Origin of the sequence: Knoellia remsis (genome assembly GCF_003002895.1) — a bacterium.
Classification (GTDB): domain Bacteria; phylum Actinomycetota; class Actinomycetes; order Actinomycetales; family Dermatophilaceae; genus Knoellia; species Knoellia remsis.
In genome coordinates this window covers 38,774-56,972 of sequence record NZ_PVTI01000004.1, presented here as the reverse complement: position 1 = coordinate 56,972, position 18,199 = coordinate 38,774, and the positions used below count along the sequence as shown (strand labels likewise).

Below are 18,199 nucleotides of genomic sequence, written 5' to 3'. Positions count from 1 at the left end.
GCCCACGAGGAGGGCGGGGCGCCCGGAGCCGAGCGGCCCCACCCTCCTCGCGAACGTCAGGTCAGGACTTGGGCCAGGAGTTCTCGATGTAGTCGAGCGTGGCCTTGTCGTCCTGTCCGGTGATCCAGTTGGTCATGCCCTTCCAGAACGTGCCCGCGCCGACGGCGCCCGGCATGAGGTCCGAGCCGTCGAAGCGGAACGTCGCGCTCTCGTCGGTGAGCTGCTCCGCGGAGAGCTTGTCGACGGGGTTCTTCAGCAGCGAGACGTCGGCGTTCTTGTTCGCCGTGACGCAGCCGCCGGAGCCGCAGGTGCGGGCGCGCTCGTTGGCCCACTCGACCGAGGAGAGGTAGGTCTGGAAGGCCTTGACCTCGGGACGGTCGGCGAAGGCGGCGACGAACTCGCCACCACCGAGGACCGGCTTGCTCGACTCGTCCTTGGCCGGGAGGTAGAAGGCCCACACGTCGCCGTCCTCGGCCACGTTCGTGCCCTCGGGCCAGTTGGCGGCGTAGAACGACGCCTGGCGGTGCATGTAGCAGCTGCCGTCGAGGATCGGCTGGCCGGCGTCCTGGAACGACGTGGACGCGATGGTCTTGACGTCGCCGTAGCCACCGTTGACGAACTTCGGGTCCTTGAGGATCTTGCCGACCTCGGCGAGCGCGGTCTGCACGGACGGGTCGTTGAACGGGATCTCGTGCTTGACCCACTTGTCGTAGGTCTCCGGGCCGGCCGTGCGGAGCATGACGTCCTCGAGCCAGTCGGTGGCCGGCCAACCGGTGGCGTCACCGGACTCGATGCCGGCGCACCACGGCTTGCTGTCCGGGTTGTCGGCGGCGATCTTCTGGGTGAGCGTCATGAGCTCGTCCCAGGTCTTGGGGACCTCGTAGCCCTTGTCGGCGAAGGCCGAGGGCGAGTACCAGACGAAGGACTTGACGTTCGCGCCGAGCGGGGCGGCGTAGAACTTGCCGTCGACCGTGCCGTACTCCTTGAAGTCGGGCATGTTGGCGTCGACGTTCTTGACGACCTCCGGCGGGGCCTCGATGACCTTGCCGGTCGCGACCATCGTCTGGAGCAGACCGGGCTGGGGGAGGTAGGCGATGTCGGGGGCGTTGCCACCCTTGACGCGGACCGGCAGCTGGGCCTCGAACTCCTTGGAGCCTTCGTACTTGACCTTGACGCCGGTGCAGTCCTCGAAGGGCTTGTAGGGGTCGATGTGCGGCTGGTCCTCGGGCGCGGTGATCGAGGTGTAGACCGAGACCTCCTTGCCCTTGAGGTCGCCGAACGCCTCGTAGGGGGCGCAGTCGATCTTGCTCGCGCCGGCGTCACCGGAGCCGGCGTCGCCGCCGTCACCGCTGTCGCTGGACCCGCACGCGGCGAGACCGAGGGAGAGAACCGCGACGCTCGCGAAGACCTTGACGCTGCGGCGCTGGGAAGTGAGGGACATGCCCGCCTCCATCTGTGCAGGGGACGCGTCGCTGCCCGCGAGGGTCTCGACGCTGAGGGACAGTTCTGGAGTGTAAAAGCGGTTGCACCGGTCAGTCAGCCATTGTGCGCGAATCCCTCGGTCACGATCACGTAACGCGCGCGTTTGCGGGTGGTGCTGCAAGGCCGGCGATGACGGACGGGGCGGGGGTGCCGGACCCGTCGCGCTTGCCCGTCGCCTCGGGCAGCTCGATCGCGACCCCGCCGGCGCCGCTGGCCCGCACCGGCGTCGCACCGACCCACGCCAGGACGAGCGTGTCCTCGCCCTTGAGGAACCGGTGCGCGCGCACGCCTCCGGTGCCGCGACCCTTGGCGGGGTACTCGGCATACGGCGTGACCTTGAGGGCACCGGGCTGCGTGCCAGGCAGCGCGTCGGACGACCCGGAGGCCGTGACGACGACGGCCTCGCGCGCCGGGTCGACGACCCCGAAGAACACGGCCCGCTGCCCGGAGCCGACGCGCACACCCGCGACACCGCCGGCCGAACGCCCCTGCGGCCGCACCGCCGACGCCGAGAACCGGAGCAGCTGGGCGTCGGAGGTGACGAAGACGAGGTCCTCGTCGCCGGTGACGACCTGGCCGGCGCCGACGACGCTGTCGCCGTCCTTGAGCGAGATGACCTCCCAGTCGTGGGCCTTGGGCGCGTCCGCGGTGACCCGCTTGACGACACCCTGGGCGGTGCCGAGCGCGAGGCCCGGACCGTTCGGGTCGAGCGAGACGATGGTGATCGGCTCCTCGCCCCGGGGCAGGTCGACATAGGCCGCGAGCGGCGCGCCACCGGAGAGCGACGGGGCCCCACCGAGCGGCGGCAGCGCCGGCAGCTCCAACGCCGAGATCCGGATCATCCGGCCGCGCGACGTGACGAGGCCGACCTCGCCACGCGCCGTCGTGCGGACCGCGCCGATGACCGCGTCGTGCTTCGCACGCGGCCCCTCGGCGGGGATCGGCTCGGCGTCCGAGGTGCGCGCGAGCAGGCCGGTCGAGGAGAGCAGCACCCAGCACGGGTCGTCCGCGACCTCGAGCGGCGTCGCGGTCGAGACGGGGTTGCCGGCCGACTCGAGCAACACGGTGCGGCGAGGCGTGCCGTACTTCTTCGCGACCTCGGCGAGCTCGCCGGAGACCGTCTTGTGCAGCAGCTTCTCGTCGCCGAGGATCGCCTCGAGCTCCTGGATCTGGCGCTGCAGCTCGTCGCGCGTCTTCTCGAGCTCGAGCCGCGAGAACTTCGTCAGCCGGCGCAGCTGGAGCTCGAGGATGTAGTTCGCCTGCAGCTCGCTGAGGTCGAAGACGTCCATGAGGCGGGTGCGCGCCGTCGCCGTGTCATCGCTGGAACGGATGAGCTGGATGACCTCGTCGATGTCGAGGATCGCGATGAGCAGGCCCTCGACGAGGTGCAGCTGGTCCTGGGCCTTGCCGAGCCGGAACTGCGTGCGCCGCCGGACGACGTCGATGCGGAACTCGACGTAGTGCCTCAGCAGGTCCTTGAGGCCGAGCGTCTGCGGTTGGCCGTCGACGAGCGCGACGTTGTTGATGCCGAAGGAGTCCTCCATCGGCGTGAGCTTGTAGAGCTGCTCGAGGACGGCCTCGGGGTTGAACCCGTTCTTGACCTCGATGACGAGACGCAGCCCGTTCTTGCGGTCGGTGAGGTCCTTGACGTCGGAGATGCCCTGGAGCTTCTTGGACTGCACGAGCGTCTTCATCCGCTCGATGACCTTCTCCGGGCCGACGAGGTAGGGCAGCTCGGTGACGACGATGCCGGACTTGCGCGGGGTCACCTTCTCGATCCGTGCGCTCGCGCGCGTGCGGAACGTCCCCTTGCCGGTGAGATAGGCGTCGCGTATGCCGTCCAGCCCGACGATCTTGCCGCCGAGGGGCAGGTCCGGGCCGGGGACGAACTTCATGAGGTCGTCGAGGCTGCAGTCCGGGTGGGCGATGAGGTGGCGCGCGGCGCCGACGACCTCGACGAGGTTGTGCGGCGGCATGTTCGTCGCGAACCCGACGGCGATGCCGCTCACGCCGTTGACGAGGAGGTTGGGGTAGGCCGCGGGCAGGACGCCCGGCTGGGTGAGCTGGTCGTCGTAGTTGGGGACGAAGTCGACGGTGTCCTCGTCGAGGCTCTCGGTCATGACGAGCGCGGCCGGGGCGAGCCGGGCCTCGGTGTAGCGCGACGCGGCCGGGCCGTCGTCGAGCGAGCCGAAGTTGCCGTGTCCGTCGACGAGCGGCAGCCGCATCGTGAACGGCTGCGCCATGCGCACGAGCGCGTCGTAGATCGCCGTGTCGCCGTGCGGGTGGTACTTGCCCATGACGTCGCCGACGACGCGCGAGGACTTCACGTGACCGCGGTCGGGGCGCAGGCCCATCTCCGACATCGAGTAGAGGATCCGCCGCTGGACCGGCTTGAGCCCGTCGCGCACGTCCGGCAGGGCGCGCGAGTGGATGACCGAGACGGAGTACTCGAGGAACGCGTTCTGCATCTCGAGCCCGACGTCGATGTCGACGACGTTCTCGGCGATGTCTTCGTCGGTCTGGGCGGTCTTGGTCGTGCGCTTGGCCATGGAGCGGGTCGTGCCTCTTCGTCGGTGGTCCCGGGACGCGGCCGGGCGATCACTGCATCCTCTCTCAGGGCTGCGGCGCCTCCGCGGAGGGCGCGCCGAACCGCCCGACGTGCAGCACGTCACCGAGCGCCCGCCGGCCGCGCTTCAGCGAGGGGCTGCGTACCCGATGCGCCTCGTGACCCACCGCGATGACGCCGACGACGCGGCGACCGGGCGGGACGGCATACGCCGCCTTGACGGCCTCGTGGCGCCCGGCCGGGACCCCGAAGAAGAGCGCACCGAGACCGCGGTCGGTCGCGCCGAGGAGGACGAGCATGGCCGCCATCGCGGCATCGGTGTCCCAGTAGGGGATCGGCCACCGGTCGGGGGAGCGGTCGGTCCAGCCCTTGTCGGGTTCGGCATACCGGTCGAGGTATGCCGTGGGGTCGCTGAGCAGGACGAGCAGCACCGGCGCTGCCGAGACTCCCCGCAGCCAGGCGCTGCCCGGGTCGGGTGCCGGGCTCCGTTCCTCACGGGCCACCTCCCAGAAGCGCTCGCGGTCCGCGGCGTCGACGAGGGCGAGCATGTCCCAGCCCTGCGTGAAGCCCGCGCTCGGCGCCCGCTGCGCCAGGGCGACGAGATCCCGGACGACGTCGAGCGGCACCGGCCGGTCCGGGTCGAAGCGGCGCACCATCCGCCGCCGCGACACCACCTCACGCAAGTCCATGGACCCATCGTGCCGTGACACGATGGGCGCCATGGGCACGGGCAACGAGCTTCCGCCGGGCTATCCCGTGCAGTGGGAGGCCGATGTCGTCCTGCGTGACGGCAGCGTCGCGCACCTCCGCCCGATCAAGCCGAGCGACACCGCGGGCATCCACGCCTTCCATGCCCGGCAGAGCGAGGAGTCGATCTACCTCCGGTTCTTCGCGCCGCTGCGCCGGCTCTCCGACAAGGACGTGCACCGGTTCACCCACGTGGACTACGAGGACCGGGTCGCGCTCGTCCTCACCCTGCGCGACGAGATCATCGGCATCGGACGGTACGACCGGGTCTCGCCGACGTCGGCCGAGGTCGCGTTCAACGTGAGCGACCACTACCAGGGCAAGGGCATCGGCTCGGTCCTGCTCGAGCACCTCGCGGCGATCGCCCAGGAGTTCGGCATCACCCGGTTCACCGCCGAGGTGCTGCCGCAGAACCGCAAGATGCTCGCCGTCTTCTCCGACGCCGGCTACGAGGTGAGCCGCAAGGTCGAGGACGGTGTGGTCTCGCTGCACTTCGACATCGAGCCGACCGACCGGTCCAAGGCGGTGGCGATGTCGCGCGAGCACCGCGCCGAGGCGCTGTCGGTGAGCCGCATCCTGCGCCCGCAGGTCGTCGCCGTCATCGGCGCCGGGCGGTCGCCCGACTCGATGGGGCACCACTTCCTGGGGAACCTGCTCGACGCCGGCTTCACCGGCACGGTCCACCCCGTCAACGCGCGCGCGAAGAAGATCCTCGGGCGGACGGCATACGACACGATCGCCGACGTCCCGGGACCGGTCGACCTCGCCGTCGTCGCGGTGCCCGCGGAGAAGGTACTCGGCGTCGTCGACGAGTGCGCGGCGGCGGGCGTCGACGCGCTGCTGGTCGTCAGCGCCGGGTTCGCCGAGCGCGCGGACGGGGAGGGGGATGACCGGCAGGCCGAGCTCGTGCGGCGGGTGCGCGGCTCGGGCATGCGCATCGTCGGCCCCAACTCGTTCGGGATCATCAACACCGACGCCGAGGTGCGGCTCAATGCCTCGCTGTCGCCGTCGCTGCCCCCGGCCGGTCGGCTCGGGCTCTTCGCCCAGTCCGGAGCCCTCGGCATCGCGGTCCTCGCGTCCGCCGAGCGACGGGGTCTCGGGTTGTCGACCTTCGCGTCCGCGGGGAACCGGATCGACGTCTCCGGCAACGACTTCATGCAGTACTGGATCGACGACGACGCCACCGAGGCGGTCGGGCTCTACCTCGAGTCGATGGGCAACCCGCGCAAGTTCTCGCGGATCGCCCGCAACCTCGGGCGCATCAAGCCGGTCATCGTCGTGCGCTCGGGCGTCTCCGCGTATGGCGTGCCGCCGGGTCACCGGGTGCGTCGCACCAAGGCACGGCCCGAGGTCTTCGCCGCGATGTTGGGCCAGGCCGGTGTCATCCAGGTCTCCAACGTCCACCAGCTCTTCGACGTCGCCCAGCTCGTCGTGCACCAGCCGCTGCCCGCGGGGCGTCGCGTCGCGGTCGTCGGCAACTCCTCGGCCCTCGGCGCGCTGTCTGCCGGGGCGCTCGCCGGGCGCGGCCTCGAGGTGACGCACGGGCCGGTCAACCTCCCGAGCGACGCGACCGCCGAGCAGTTCCGCGCGGCCCTCGACGAGGCCTTCGCGGACCCGGACGTCGACTCGGTGTTCACCTGCTTCATCCCGCCGATCGTCGCGCACGACGAGGAGGTCACCGAGGCGGTGCGGGCAGCGGCTCGCCAGTCTGAGAAGACCTGTGTCGCAACGTTCCTCGGCATGAGCGGGGTGTCGCCCGACAGTCATCTGGCAGAGGGCGGGGAGTCCCACCAGGCCATCCCGGTGTACGCGATGCCGGAGGACGCGGCCTACGCCCTCGGCAAGGCGACGAAGTACGCCCAGTGGCGCGGCAAGGACCACGGCGAGCCGGTGGCGCCGACGGGCATCAACCGGCGCGTTGCCGAGGACGTCGTCCAGACGGTCCTCTCGGTCTCGCCCGAGGGCCGCCGTCTCGACCCCGACGAGACGAGCGCCCTGCTCGCGGCCTACGGCATCGAGGTGTGGCCGACGCGCCGGGTCGCGACGGTCGACGACGCGGTCGCCGCGGCCGAGGACATCGGCTACCCCGTCGTGCTCAAGTCCACCGCGCCGATGCTGCGTCATCAGGGCGGGGTCACCGGGGTGCGCGTGGATCTTGCGAACGAGCAGGCGGTGCGCGAGGCGTGGGCGTCCCTGCACGAGCGGCTGTCACCGCTCGCCGCCGGCCAGCTCGAGGTGCAGCGCATGGCGACTCCCGGTGTCGCCTGCGTCGTCACTGCCGACGAGGACCCGCTCTTCGGGCCGGTCGTGAGCTTCGGGGTGGCCGGGTTGCCGACCGAGCTGCTCGACGACATCTCGCACCGCATCCCGCCGCTCACCGACGTCGCCGTCTCCGAGCTCATCTCGTCGGTCAAGGCGGCGCCGGTCCTGCACGGCCACCGCGGCTCGACTCCCGTCCACCGGGCGGCGCTCGCCGACCTCATCGCCCGCGTCTCGGTCATCAGCGACGACATGCCCGAGATCGAGTCGCTGCGGCTCGCGCCGGTCAACGCACACCCCGGTGGTGTCGAGGTGCTCGGTGCCGAGGTGACGGTCGCGCCGATGGAGCGCCGCACCGACCCAGGGCGGCGCTCGCTCACCTGAGCGGCAACCACCCCGTGAGCAGGCTTCGCGGGACCGTCGACGGGGGTGCCTGCCAGAATGTCCGGCATGAAGCGCACCTTCGACGTCCCGACGCTGCCGGCCGACCTCACCAAGGCCATCGAGCGGGCCGGCTACTACCCGGCGCTCGTCGCCGACGTCGTCTCCGCCGCTCTCGTCGGCGAGGAGGTCCGCTCCCACCTCGTCCACCTCGAGACGACCTTCGACCGTGACGTCATCCGCCGCCACGTCACCGTCCTCGTCCTCACCCCTACCCGGCTCGTCATCGCGCATGCCGACGACCACGCCGATGAGGCCGCGGGTGCGGGGGAGCAGGAGGTCGCGACCGCGACCACCGAGAGCATCCCGCTGTCGGCCGTCCGCGGCGTCATGCTCACCCACGTCGTCGCCGACCCGCAGAACTACGTGCCCGGCTCGCTCGGCCGCGAGCTCACCCTCACCCTCGGCTGGGGCGCGGTGTCGCGGGTGGACCTGCTCCCGGCGACCTGCGGCGACCCCGGCTGCGACGCCGACCACGGCTACGACGGCACCATCGCGAGCGACGACATCGCCCTGCGCGTCTCGGCCACCGCCGACGGTGACTCCGCGCTCCAGCAGGCCGTCGGCTTCGCGCACGCGCTCTCGGCGGCCTTGGGGCAGTGACCGGAGCCCTCGGTGACGAGCGGCGTATGCCGCCCGCGCCGGCCTACGCCGACGGCGGCCTTCCCGACGTCCTACCGTCCGTCGTCGCCTCCCTCGGTGTCGGGGGCGTGCAGTCGCTGTGGCAGCTGCCGCCGGCCCGCAGCGCCGTCGTCGTGCTCGTCGACGGGCTCGGGCACGACCTGCTGAGGCGTCGCGGTGGGCACGCGCCGTGGCTGCGTTCGCTCTTCGACTCGGGGAAGCGGATCGTGAGCGGGTTCCCCTCGACGACGCCGGTGTCCATGGGGTCGTTCGGGACCGGCCTCGCGCCTGGAGCCCACGGGATGGTCGGCTTCGAGGTGCTCGTCCCGGGGGAGGACCGGCTGCTCAACGAGCTGTCCTGGGAGGACGGCCCGGTGCCCGAGCTGTGGCAGCCGCGGGCGACGTGGTTCGAGCGGGCCGCCGCGGCCGGGGTCGACGTCGTGCGGATCGGCCCGGGCTTCTTCGACGGGTCTGGCCTGACGCGGGCGGCCCTGCGGGGCGGAAGGTTCGTCGCGGCGAACTCGCTCGAGGCCCGCGTCGACGCGACGCTGGCGCACGTGCGCTCGCAGCCTGCCGCGCTGACCTACCTCTACTGGGGCGACCTCGACAAGGTCGGGCACGTCCACGGCTGCGAGTCGTGGCAGTGGGGTGACGAGCTGGAGTCGATCGACCGCGAGCTCGCCCGTCTCGCGGACGGTCTGCCGTCGGGCTGCTCGCTCACGATCACCGCCGACCACGGGATGGTGGACGTGCCGATGGCGAACCGGCTGGACCTCGCCCACGACGGCGAGCTCGCGGACGGCATACGGCACGTCGGTGGTGAGCCACGGGCGCCGCAGCTCTACTGCGAGACCGGTGCGCTCGACGACGTGCTGGCGACGTGGACGGCGCGGGTGGGGGAGTTCGCCTGGGTCATGCCGCGCGAGGAGGCCGTGGGCGCAGGGCTGTTCGGCGCGGTCGCACCCGAGCACGTGACCCGCATCGGCGACGTCGTCGTCGCGATGCGCGGTCCGCACGCCGTCGTCGACTCGCGCCACCACCGCCCCGAGCTGCTCGCGCTCATCGGGCTGCACGGGTCGCTCACCGACGACGAGGTACCCGTGCCGTTGTTCCACGTGCCGGCTCGCGGCGTCTAGGGTGTCGCCTCGTGGCTGAGCTGGTGTTCTTCTCCGGGACGATGGACTGTGGCAAGTCGACCCTCGCCCTGCAGATGGACCACAACCAGTCTGCGCGCGGCCGGGTCGGGCTGATCTTCACCAAGCTCGACCGGATGGGGGAGTCGGTACTGTCGTCGCGGCTCGGGCTGTCCACGCCGGCGCACGAGGTGGGTGACGACCTCGACTTCTGGGAGGTCGTCGTCGAGCACCTCACGCATGGTGCGCGAGTGGACTACCTCATCTGCGATGAGGCGCAGTTCTACACGGCGGCGCAGGTCGAGCAGCTGGCGCGCGTCGTCGACGAGCTCGGGATCGACGTCAACTGCTTCGGGATCACGGCGGACTTCCGGACCGAGCTCTTCCCGGGCTCGAAGCGGCTGTTCGAGCTCGCCGACCGCGTGCAGGTGCTCCAGGTGCCCGCGCTCTGCTGGTGCGGCGAGCGGGCGACGCACAACGCGCGCATCATCGACGGGGTCATGGTCGTCGAGGGCGAGCAGGTCGTCGTGGGTGACACGAGCGGTGAGGGTGGCGTCATCGACGAGGCGCACGTCGAGTACGAGGTGCTGTGCCGGCGGCACTACATGCGCCGGATGAACAGCCATGCCGCGCGGCTCGCGTCGGCGACCCCGGACGTGCTGCCCTTCGACCTCGACGTCTGTCCCGTGCCGCCGCGAGGCTGAGAGCGCTTTCGCTTCTCTTCGCGGACGGGCTCGCCGGAGACGGACGGAGCTCGCAGGTCGCTGCAGCTGTGGGTGCTCCAGTTGTGGGTCTGCAGGTTGCGGGTCTGCAGGTTGCGGGCCTGCCGGTTCCGGGCGCTGGATCGCTCCCGGGCAGTTGGGTCTTGACCCGTACTCTGGAACACCCGTCGGACGGAGCGTTCCAGAGTACGGGTCAAGACCTGAGCATCGTGGGCGCCGACCGCGAGCGCGGCGACACCGGCGGCGTGCGGGGATGCCATCGACGTCGGGGAGTCATCGAGTCCGCAGCGCTCTGATCTTGCGTCGTCCTTTGGACCACTCGGACTGGCCCAAAGGACGACGCAAGATCAGAGCATCGGACAGGGATGGACTCACCCCCGACTGGATCGCGTGCCCCATGGAAGCCACGAGGTTCCGGTGAGAACCTCGGCGGGGCTCAGCCCTTGCCGCGGCCTCCGCCGAACATGATGTCGTCCCAGCTCGGGACGCTCGGTCGGCCGGACTTGCGCGACCCGCCACGGCGCGAGGATGGCTGTGCGGAGTCGGCCGCCTCGTCTTCGGCGTCCTCGAGGTCGGTCGTCCCCGAGTCGGCTTCGTCGTCCGTGACTCGGACATCCCGGTCCGCGTCCGCGTCGCCGCGGTCACCCACGCGCGCGTCCGGGTCCGTGTCGGCACCGTCGGCCGGTGCGCGCTCGTCGAGGTGGGCGCTCTCGGGGTGCGAGCCGCGGGCCGCGGGAGGCTCGGGCGCCTCGGCGGGGTCCATCGTCAGCTCCTCAAGGGGGAGGGCGTCCTCGCGGGGTGCGTCATCGCCCGGGGTCTGCGCCGGGGAGCTCTTGCGGCTGCGCCCCCGTCCCTTGCCGCTACGGCGCGACCGGTTGGACTGCTCGCGCATCGCGGCCATGAGGTCGATGGGCTCGCGCGACGTGGCCCGGCGCCCGCGCTTGGGTGCCGGCGCTGCGTCGGCGTCGGGGTCGGCACCGGCTTCGGTCTCGGCCCCGCCCTGCGAACCGTCGACCTGAGGGACCTCGGGCAGCGGAGCGGGTCCCTCGTCGTCACCGTAGGACTCGACGTCGAACACCGCACTGGCCCGGTTCGCACTCGTCGCCACGTGCGGCGTCGGGATCGTCATGTCGCCCGAGGCGTCCTCGCTGAGCCAGCGCGCCTCGTCATTGGTCGCCATGAGCGACTTCAGTCGCGGGTCGAACGTCCACGACGCCGTGCGCTCCCGGCCGCCAGCGGGGAAGAGGGCCTGGACGGTCCAGCGACCGTCGTCAAGACGCAGCGAGTCCCACCGGATCAGCTCCTCGGGCACCCCTCGGGCCTTGAACCGCTCGTCCGCGCGAGCGCCGAGCGTCTGGTCGGACTCGACGGCACCGGAGCCACGCCGCGACGCCCCCCGACCGGACCCGACGACGACCGCCTTGGCGAGGTTCGCGACGTATTCCCGCTCGGCGAGCACCGGGCCCTCGAATCGCTGCACCTTCTCCACCGTCCACCCGGCGCGGTCCGCGACCTCCTCGGTCGACAGACCGGAGCGGATGAGGGCCTGGACGTCGCGGGGACGCAGCCCACCGTCGATCTCGATCTGCAGCTGGCCGAGCCGGGGACGGTCGCGGCGGGCCGCGGCACGCATCGCCTCGTCGAGCTGCACCCGGTAGCGCACCCCGTCGGCATCGGACAGCAGCATGTGCTCGCCGTCCTCGTGGACGCCGATGAGACGAAGGTCCTTCATCGCAGATCTCCCGGGCAGTGGTCAGGTCACCCTTGACTGTGCCATCTCGCAGGGCCGCGACAAAGCACCACGCCCGGTTGGGGCCCGCCGAGTTGCCGCACGCGCCTCATAGGGTGGTCGCATGACGCCCCTGCCCTCCGACGACGACGTCCTCGCCCCGTACGACGCCGTCCTCCTCGTCTCCTTCGGCGGGCCCGAAGCGCCCGACGAGGTCATGCCCTTCCTCCGCCGGGTCACCGCCGGTCGTGACGTCCCCGAGGAGCGCCTCCTCGACGTCGCCGCCCACTACGACCACTTCGGCGGGCGCAGCCCCATCAACGACCAGAACCGCGCCCTCGTCGCGGCCCTCACCGACGAGATCGCCCGCCGCGGCTCCGACGTGCCGGTCCTCTGGGGCAACCGCAACAGCGACCCGTTCCTCGCCGACACCCTCCGGGCAGCCCGGGCCGAGGGGCTGCTGCGCCTCTGCGTCGTCCTCACCTCCGCCTACTCGTCGTACTCGAGCTGCCGGCAGTACCGCGAGAACCTCGCCGCCGCGACCGAGGAGCTGGGCGTCGCCGCCGCCGACCTCGTCATCGACAAGGTCCGCCCGTATGCCGTCCATCCCGGCTTCGTGGCCGTCAACACCGAGGCGCTCGTCGAGGCCATCGCCGACCTGCCGGAGAACGGCGACGCCTCGACCCGCCTGCTCTTCGTCACCCACTCGGTCCCCGAGGCGATGGACGACACCTCCGGGCCGGGCGACGGCGAGGGCAACCTCTACGTCGACCAGCACCTGCGCGTCGGCGCCCTCGTCGCCGAGGGCTTGCGGGAGCGCACCGGCCGCGACCTGCAGCACGAGCTCGTCTTCTGCTCCCGCTCCGGCAGCCCGCGCACACCCTGGCTCGAGCCGGACGTGAACGACCGCATCACCGAGCTCGCCGCCGAAGGGGTCACGACGGTTGTCGTCGCGCCGATCGGCTTCGTCTCCGACCACATGGAGGTCGTCAACGACCTCGACCGGGAGGCGCGGGCGACCGCCGAGCGGCTCGGGGTGCGGTTCGTGCGGGTCCCCACCGCGGGCACCCATCCGGTGTTCGTCGAGACCCTCGTCGACCTCGTCGAGGAGCGTGCCGCCGAGGCCCGCGGAGAGGTGGTGCTCCCGGCGCACGCCGACTCCGGCGACCTCCGGCCGTCGGTGTGCGACGCCGGCTGCTGCCCGAACCTGCGCGAGGCCCTGCCCGCCCTCTGCGGAAGGGACTGAGATGACGACGCACGGCGCGCACCACGGCGAGCGGGCGGCCATACCGGCCCTTCCGGACGATGACGTCGCCGCCGAGCTCGAGGAGCTCGCCGCCGCCGTGGCCCTCTCGGCCGGACGGCTCATCGTCGACGAGCGACCGGACGCCGTCGAGGTGGCGTCGACGAAGTCCACCGCGACCGACGTGGTCACGGTCATGGACCAGCGCTCCCAGGACCACCTCGTCGCGCGGTTGCGCGAGGCCCGGCCCGACGACGCCGTCCTCGGCGAGGAACGCGGCGGTGCCACCGGCACGTCCGGGATCACGTGGGTCATCGACCCCATCGACGGCACCGTGAACTACCTCTACGGCATACCCGCGTATGCCGTGTCCGTCGCCGCCGTCGTCGGTGACCCGACCCGTGAGGGCGCGTGGCGCCCGTTCGCGGGAGCCGTGCACAACCCCGTCACCGGCGAGTTGTTCCGGGCGCGAACCGGCGGCGGAGCGCGGCTCGTCCTCGCCGACGACAGCGACCGCATGCTCGCCCCGACGGCGTGCACCGACCCGGCGCTCGCGCTCGTGGGCACGGGGTTCGGGTATGCCGCACAGCGGCGTGAGCGGCAGGCTCGCCTCGTCCTCGACCTCCTTCCGCAGGTCCGGGACATCCGGCGCATCGGCAGCGCCGCACTCGACCTGTGCGCCGTCGCGGCCGGCTCTCTCGACGCGTACTACGAGACCGGCCTCAACCCATGGGATCTCGCCGCGGGCTGGCTCGTCGCGACCGAGGCGGGAGCCGCGGTCGGGGGCTTCGACGGGCCGGGCTCAGCACTCACCTGGGCCTGCGCCCCGGGCCTGGTCGGGACCCTCCCCGAGCTGGTCGCGGAGGGTACCCGGAGGCACCTTCGGGACGCCTGACGAACCCGGCATGGCGTTCTGCAGGCCGATGGTGCACAATCTCCGCTCGCGCGGGCACAAAACCCGGCACCCGTGCGTTGACCGGGCGAGCAGGGCAACCAGCGAGCCGTCCCCTTCCCGGCAGACGGCACCACGACATCGGAAAGGGCGAGCCATGGCGACTGACTACGACGCTCCACGCAAGACCGACGACGACCTGTCCGAGGACTCGATCGAGGAGCTGAAGAACCGCCGCAACGACAAGCGGTCCTCCAGCGTCGACGTCGACGAGACCGAGCAGGCCGAGGGTTTCGAGCTCCCCGGTGCGGACCTCTCCGGCGAGGAGATGTCGGTCCGGGTCATCCCGCGGCAGGCTGACGAGTTCACCTGTTCGCGCTGCTTCCTCGTGCACCACCGCAGCCAGCTGGCGTCCGAGAAGAACGGCCAGATGGTCTGCAGCGAGTGCGCGGCCTGAGCGAGCCGCAGGTGGTCCGGCAGGGCCAGCGAACCGAGATAGGGTCAGTCCCCGTGACTGGCCCTTCTCGCGTTCCCGTGGCCTTCCGGCGACTCCACGAGGAGGCGCGCGTGCCGGCATACGCCACCGACGGCGACGCCGGCGCCGACCTCAGCTCGGTCGCCCGGGTGACCCTCGCACCGGGGGAGCGCGCGCTCGTGCCGACCGGTCTCGCCGTCGCACTGCCGCCGGGGACTGTGGGCCTCGTGCACCCACGCTCCGGTCTCGCGGCCAGGCACGGCATCAGCATCGTCAACGCTCCCGGGACCGTCGACTCCGGCTACCGCGGGGAGATCCTCGTCAACCTCGTGAACCTCGACCGCACCGAGAGCTTCACGGTCGAGGTGGGCGACCGCATCGCCCAGCTCGTCGTGCAGCACTATGTGCATGCCGAGTTCACCGAGGCCGATGCCCTGCCGGAGAGCGTCCGGGGGGAGACTGGACATGGATCCACCGGTGGTTTCGCGGGACAGGCTCGCGGGACCGCAAACACCTTCGAGGAAGTGACCGCACCGTGAGCATCTTTCGCCGGCGCAAGGCCGAGGACGCCACCGACACCACCGAAGACCTGAGCACCGACGTCGAGTCCGCCGAGGGCGACGCGACCGAGGGTGACGCCGCGATCGAGGCGGAGGACGACGACGGTCTCGACGCTCCCGCCGACCGCAGCAACGGACCGTACGACGCGAGCGAGGTCGCGGACGACGACGGCCGGCTCGACCTCGGCGCCATCCGGATCACCGGCGTCGAAGGGATGGAGCTGCGCCTCGAGATCGACCAGGAGCAGCAGCACGTCGTCGCCGCGACCGCCGTCATCGGCGAGTCCGCGCTGCAGCTGCAGGCCTTCGCCGCGCCGCGCTCCGGCGGGCTGTGGCGTGACATCCGCACCGAGATCGCCGAGGCCATCGAGGCCCAGGGCGGCACGGCCGACCACGAGCGCGGCGTCCTCGGAGCCGAGCTGCGCACCCGCATGCCGAGTGCCGGCCCGGACGGTCGGACCGTCTTCGCGCCGGCGCGCTTCCTCGGCGTCGACGGGCCGCGATGGTTCCTGCGCGGGGTCATCAGCGGCCGCGGGGCGATCGACGACGAGGCGGCCGCGCCGCTGCTCGACGTCTTCCGCGAGACCGTCGTCGTGCGCGGGTCCGACCCGATGGCGCCGCGTGAGCTCCTCCAGCTGCGCCTGCCGCAGGAGGAGGCCGCTCCGATGCCGGCGGCGACCGACGCCGGAGACGAGCAGGCCACCGAGGGCACGCCGCGCAGCACCGACGACCTCAACCCCTTCGAGCGCGGGCCCGAGATCACCGAGGTGCGGTGATGGGCCTCAAGGAGAAGCTGCGCGACCTCGCCCGCACCGAGACCCAGCTCGAGGCCGACGAGATCCGTGAGCGCACCCTCGAGGACCCCTCCGTCGCGCAGGCCTGCTCCACCCCACTGGTCGAGCGTCGCCCGGCCACGGTTGCCGGCTGTGTGCGCTGCACGACCATGCCGCCGCGCCAGAGCGTGCCCGTCCTCGTGGCCGAGCTCTTCGACGGCAAGCGGTCGGTCAACCTCGTGTGGATCGGCCGGCGTCGTATCGCCGGCATCGAGCCCGGCGTCTTCCTCAAGGCGCAGGGCCGGATCGCGAAGGTCAAGGGCCAGCCCACGATCTTCAACCCCGACTACCAGATCGTCCCGACGAAGTGACCGAGCGACCGCCCGCCCCGAGCACCGAGGTTCCCGCAGCGACCGCGGAGACCGTCGAGGAGCTCATCCGCCACCGGCTCTCCACCGCGCTTGGTGGGTGGCGCGGCTCGATCGAGACCGCACTGCCCACCGTTGCCTTCATCGCGCTGTGGACCTGGCGCGAGGACCTGCGGCTGGCGGTGTATGCCGCGTTGGCGGTGGCCGTGATTCTCGCGCTCGTGCGTATCGCGCAGCGATCGAGCCTTCAGCACGTCCTCGCCGCGGTCTTCGCGACCGCGATCGCCGCCTTCTTCGCGATGCGCAGCGGGCGTGCGGAAGATGCCTTCCTCCCCGGGATGCTGCTGTCCGGGGCATATCTCGTCGGGACCGTGGTGTCGATCCTCGTGCGCTGGCCCGTCGTCGGCTTCCTCGTCGGCGCCGGCGACCCGCGCGCATCCGAGGACCCGTTCGCGTGGCGGCGTGACCGCGGCATGGTCGCCGTGTGCTCGCGGCTGACATGGGTGCTCGTCGCGCTGTATGTCGTGCGGCTCGCGATCCAGGTGCCGCTCTACCTCGCGGGGCAGGTCCAGGCGCTGGGGGTGGCGAAGATCGTCCTCGGCTGGCCGCTCTGGGTGGCGGCGATCTCGGTGATGGGCTGGCTGCTCGTGCGCGGCCGCACCCCGCAACAGTCGCCGGCGCCCGACTCCTGACGGCTTTTCATTTCCCACTGATTGCGCAGAGTTCGCATCCTCGCTGCGCATCGGATGCGAACTCTGCGCAATCAGTCGTCGACCGGGGTGCCGGAACGGGCAGTCAGTCGTCGAGCTCGCGCTTCTGGCGCTGGGTTCCGGGGCTGAGCATCGACTCGAGCTCGGACTCGCCGTCACCGGTCGTGATGAAGAGCAGCTCGTCGAGCGGCTCGAGCGCGTCGTCGCGACTCGGCGCGATCGGCGCCCCCTCGCGGATGATCGCGGTCAGGACCGTGTCGGGAGGGAAGGCGACGTCGCCGACGCGCGCACCGGCATACGGACTGCCTTCGGGCAACGTCATCTCGACCATCGCGGCACGTCCCTGCTGGAACTCGAAGATGCGCACGAGGTCGCCGATCGAGACGGCCTCCTCGATGAGGGCCGTCATGAGGCGCGGCGTCGACACGGCGACGTCGACACCCCACGCCTCGTCGAACATCCACTCGTTCTTGGGGTTGTTGACGCGGGCAACGGTGCGGGGGACGCCGAACTCGGTCTTGGCAAGCAGCGAGACGACGAGGTTGGCCTTGTCGTCACCGGTTGCGGCGACGACGACGTCGCAGTCGGCGACACCGGCTTCGGTGAGGGCGCTCAGCTCGCAGGCGTCGGCCTGGAGCCAGGCGGCATCGGGGACCTTGGTCACCCGCTCCCCGTCGGCCTCCTTGTCGACGAGCAGGACCTGGTGGCCGTTGCGGAGCAGCTCGCGGGCGATGGAGCGACCGACGCTCCCGGCTCCGGCGATGACGACGCGCATGTGTGTGCTCTCTTCCTCTGTCGTCGCTCAGTGAGCGGGGGGCGCCTGGTCGAGGACGCGTTCGGCGTCGGCGAGCCGGTCCCGCTCGAGGGCGAAGTGGACGAGGTCGCCGTCCTGGTAGACGGTGTCGGACCGGGGGAGCAGTCCCTCTCCGAGCCGGCTGACGTAGGCGACCCGACCTCCGACCGCTTCCTCCAGATCGGGGAAGCGACGACCGACCCAGCCGTCATGGATGGGCATCTCGGCGATGACGATCTTGCCGCTCGGGTCGGTGAACTCGGGCACGTGACCCTGGGGGAGGAGGCGCCGCAGCACTTGGTCGCTGGTCCACTTCACCGTGGCAACGGTGGGGATGCCGAGCCGCTGGTAGATCTCGGCGCGGCCCGGGTCGTAGATGCGGGCGACGACGTTCTCGACGCCGAACTTCTCGCGCGCGACCCGCGCCGCGAGGATGTTCGAGTTGTCGCCGCTGGAGACGGCGGCGAACGCGTAGGCGTCCTCGATCCCGGCCTGTCGCAACGTGTCCCGGTCGAAGCCGACACCGACGACGCGGCGTCCTTCGAAGGATGCGCCGAGGCGGCGGAAGGCGGCCTCGTTCTGGTCGATGATCGCGACGTCGTGTCCGGCGCGTTCGAGAGCGCGGGCGAGAGAGGCGCCGACACGGCCGCAGCCCATGATGACGAAGTGCACGGCTCCGACGCTA

General features: G+C 71.5%; 17 protein-coding genes. 11 read left to right on the top strand and 6 right to left on the bottom strand.

The features are described from left to right. Positions 1 to 61: 61 nt before the first annotated feature. From BCF74_RS03710 to BCF74_RS03700, 3 genes are all read right to left on the bottom strand, one after another. Positions 62 to 1,441 (bottom strand): ABC transporter substrate-binding protein, encoded by a 1,380-nt coding sequence (locus tag BCF74_RS03710; RefSeq protein WP_106296712.1) that lies wholly within the window; start codon positions 1,439 to 1,441, stop codon positions 62 to 64. Between the two features lie 127 nt (positions 1,442 to 1,568). Continuing rightward, positions 1,569 to 4,031, bottom strand: a complete 2,463-nt coding sequence (locus BCF74_RS03705; protein WP_106296613.1) for a DNA gyrase/topoisomerase IV subunit A — start codon at positions 4,029 to 4,031, stop codon at positions 1,569 to 1,571. A 64-nt stretch (positions 4,032 to 4,095) separates the two neighbouring features. Continuing rightward, positions 4,096 to 4,737, bottom strand: coding sequence for a nitroreductase family protein (locus BCF74_RS03700; RefSeq protein WP_106296612.1), 642 nt, complete (start codon positions 4,735 to 4,737; stop codon positions 4,096 to 4,098). A gap of 31 nt (positions 4,738 to 4,768) precedes the next feature. On the opposite strand from BCF74_RS03700, the gene BCF74_RS03695 reads away from it, so the two are divergent. From BCF74_RS03695 to BCF74_RS03680, 4 genes are read left to right on the top strand one after another with little or no spacing between them, the layout of a single operon-like run. Continuing rightward, positions 4,769 to 7,438 (top strand): bifunctional acetate--CoA ligase family protein/GNAT family N-acetyltransferase, encoded by a 2,670-nt coding sequence (locus tag BCF74_RS03695; protein ID WP_170070121.1) that lies wholly within the window; start codon positions 4,769 to 4,771, stop codon positions 7,436 to 7,438. 57 nt (positions 7,439 to 7,495) lie between these two features. Beyond that, entirely contained in the window at positions 7,496 to 8,098 is a 603-nt protein-coding gene (locus tag BCF74_RS03690) for a DUF5998 family protein (protein ID WP_106296610.1), read from the top strand. A gap of 26 nt (positions 8,099 to 8,124) precedes the next feature. Further along, a complete protein-coding gene (locus BCF74_RS03685) occupies positions 8,125 to 9,252 on the top strand; it encodes an alkaline phosphatase family protein (RefSeq protein WP_106296609.1) in 1,128 nt (375 codons plus the stop codon). Between the two features lie 11 nt (positions 9,253 to 9,263). After that, positions 9,264 to 9,953 (top strand): thymidine kinase, encoded by a 690-nt coding sequence (locus tag BCF74_RS03680; protein WP_106296608.1) that lies wholly within the window; start codon positions 9,264 to 9,266, stop codon positions 9,951 to 9,953. A 454-nt stretch (positions 9,954 to 10,407) separates the two neighbouring features. On the opposite strand, the gene sepH is transcribed toward BCF74_RS03680, so the two are convergent. Beyond that, complete coding sequence (gene sepH / locus BCF74_RS03675; RefSeq protein WP_106296607.1) at positions 10,408 to 11,703, bottom strand: septation protein SepH; 1,296 nt, start codon at positions 11,701 to 11,703, stop codon at positions 10,408 to 10,410. Between the two features lie 121 nt (positions 11,704 to 11,824). Between sepH and BCF74_RS03670 the strand changes: the two genes are divergently transcribed. The 7 genes from BCF74_RS03670 (at position 11,825) to BCF74_RS03640 (ending at position 16,703) form a co-directional block, all read left to right on the top strand. Next, positions 11,825 to 12,946, top strand: coding sequence for a ferrochelatase (locus tag BCF74_RS03670; RefSeq protein WP_106296606.1), 1,122 nt, complete (start codon positions 11,825 to 11,827; stop codon positions 12,944 to 12,946). Between the two features lies 1 nt (position 12,947). Continuing rightward, a complete protein-coding gene (locus BCF74_RS03665) occupies positions 12,948 to 13,838 on the top strand; it encodes an inositol monophosphatase family protein (protein ID WP_106296605.1) in 891 nt (296 codons plus the stop codon). A 154-nt stretch (positions 13,839 to 13,992) separates the two neighbouring features. Beyond that, positions 13,993 to 14,292 (top strand): DUF4193 domain-containing protein, encoded by a 300-nt coding sequence (locus BCF74_RS03660; RefSeq protein WP_106296604.1) that lies wholly within the window; start codon positions 13,993 to 13,995, stop codon positions 14,290 to 14,292. 53 nt (positions 14,293 to 14,345) lie between these two features. Then, positions 14,346 to 14,849: a dUTP diphosphatase gene (gene dut / locus BCF74_RS03655; protein ID WP_106296603.1), complete on the top strand. Its 504-nt coding sequence runs from the start codon at positions 14,346 to 14,348 to the stop codon at positions 14,847 to 14,849. Beyond that, on the top strand, positions 14,846 to 15,646 hold the full coding sequence (locus BCF74_RS03650; protein WP_106296602.1) for a DUF3710 domain-containing protein: 801 nt from the start codon (positions 14,846 to 14,848) through the stop codon (positions 15,644 to 15,646). Before dut ends, BCF74_RS03650 begins: the two co-directional genes overlap by 4 nt. Then, on the top strand, positions 15,646 to 16,014 hold the full coding sequence (locus BCF74_RS03645) for an OB-fold nucleic acid binding domain-containing protein (RefSeq protein ID WP_106296601.1): 369 nt from the start codon (positions 15,646 to 15,648) through the stop codon (positions 16,012 to 16,014). The genes BCF74_RS03650 and BCF74_RS03645 overlap by 1 nt, the downstream gene beginning before the upstream one ends. Continuing rightward, positions 16,011 to 16,703, top strand: coding sequence for a DUF3159 domain-containing protein (locus BCF74_RS03640; protein ID WP_106296600.1), 693 nt, complete (start codon positions 16,011 to 16,013; stop codon positions 16,701 to 16,703). The genes BCF74_RS03645 and BCF74_RS03640 overlap by 4 nt, the downstream gene beginning before the upstream one ends. A 103-nt stretch (positions 16,704 to 16,806) precedes the next feature. Here BCF74_RS03640 and BCF74_RS03635 read toward each other — a convergent pair whose 3' ends face one another. Together BCF74_RS03635 and BCF74_RS03630 are read right to left on the bottom strand one after the other, a co-directional pair. Beyond that, positions 16,807 to 17,496 carry a potassium channel family protein gene (locus BCF74_RS03635; protein ID WP_106296599.1) on the bottom strand — a complete coding sequence of 230 codons (690 nt, stop codon included), beginning with the start codon at positions 17,494 to 17,496 and terminating at the stop codon, positions 16,807 to 16,809. A 27-nt stretch (positions 17,497 to 17,523) separates the two neighbouring features. Beyond that, a complete protein-coding gene (locus tag BCF74_RS03630; RefSeq protein ID WP_177426624.1) occupies positions 17,524 to 18,186 on the bottom strand; it encodes a potassium channel family protein in 663 nt (220 codons plus the stop codon). Positions 18,187 to 18,199: the final 13 nt, after the last annotated feature.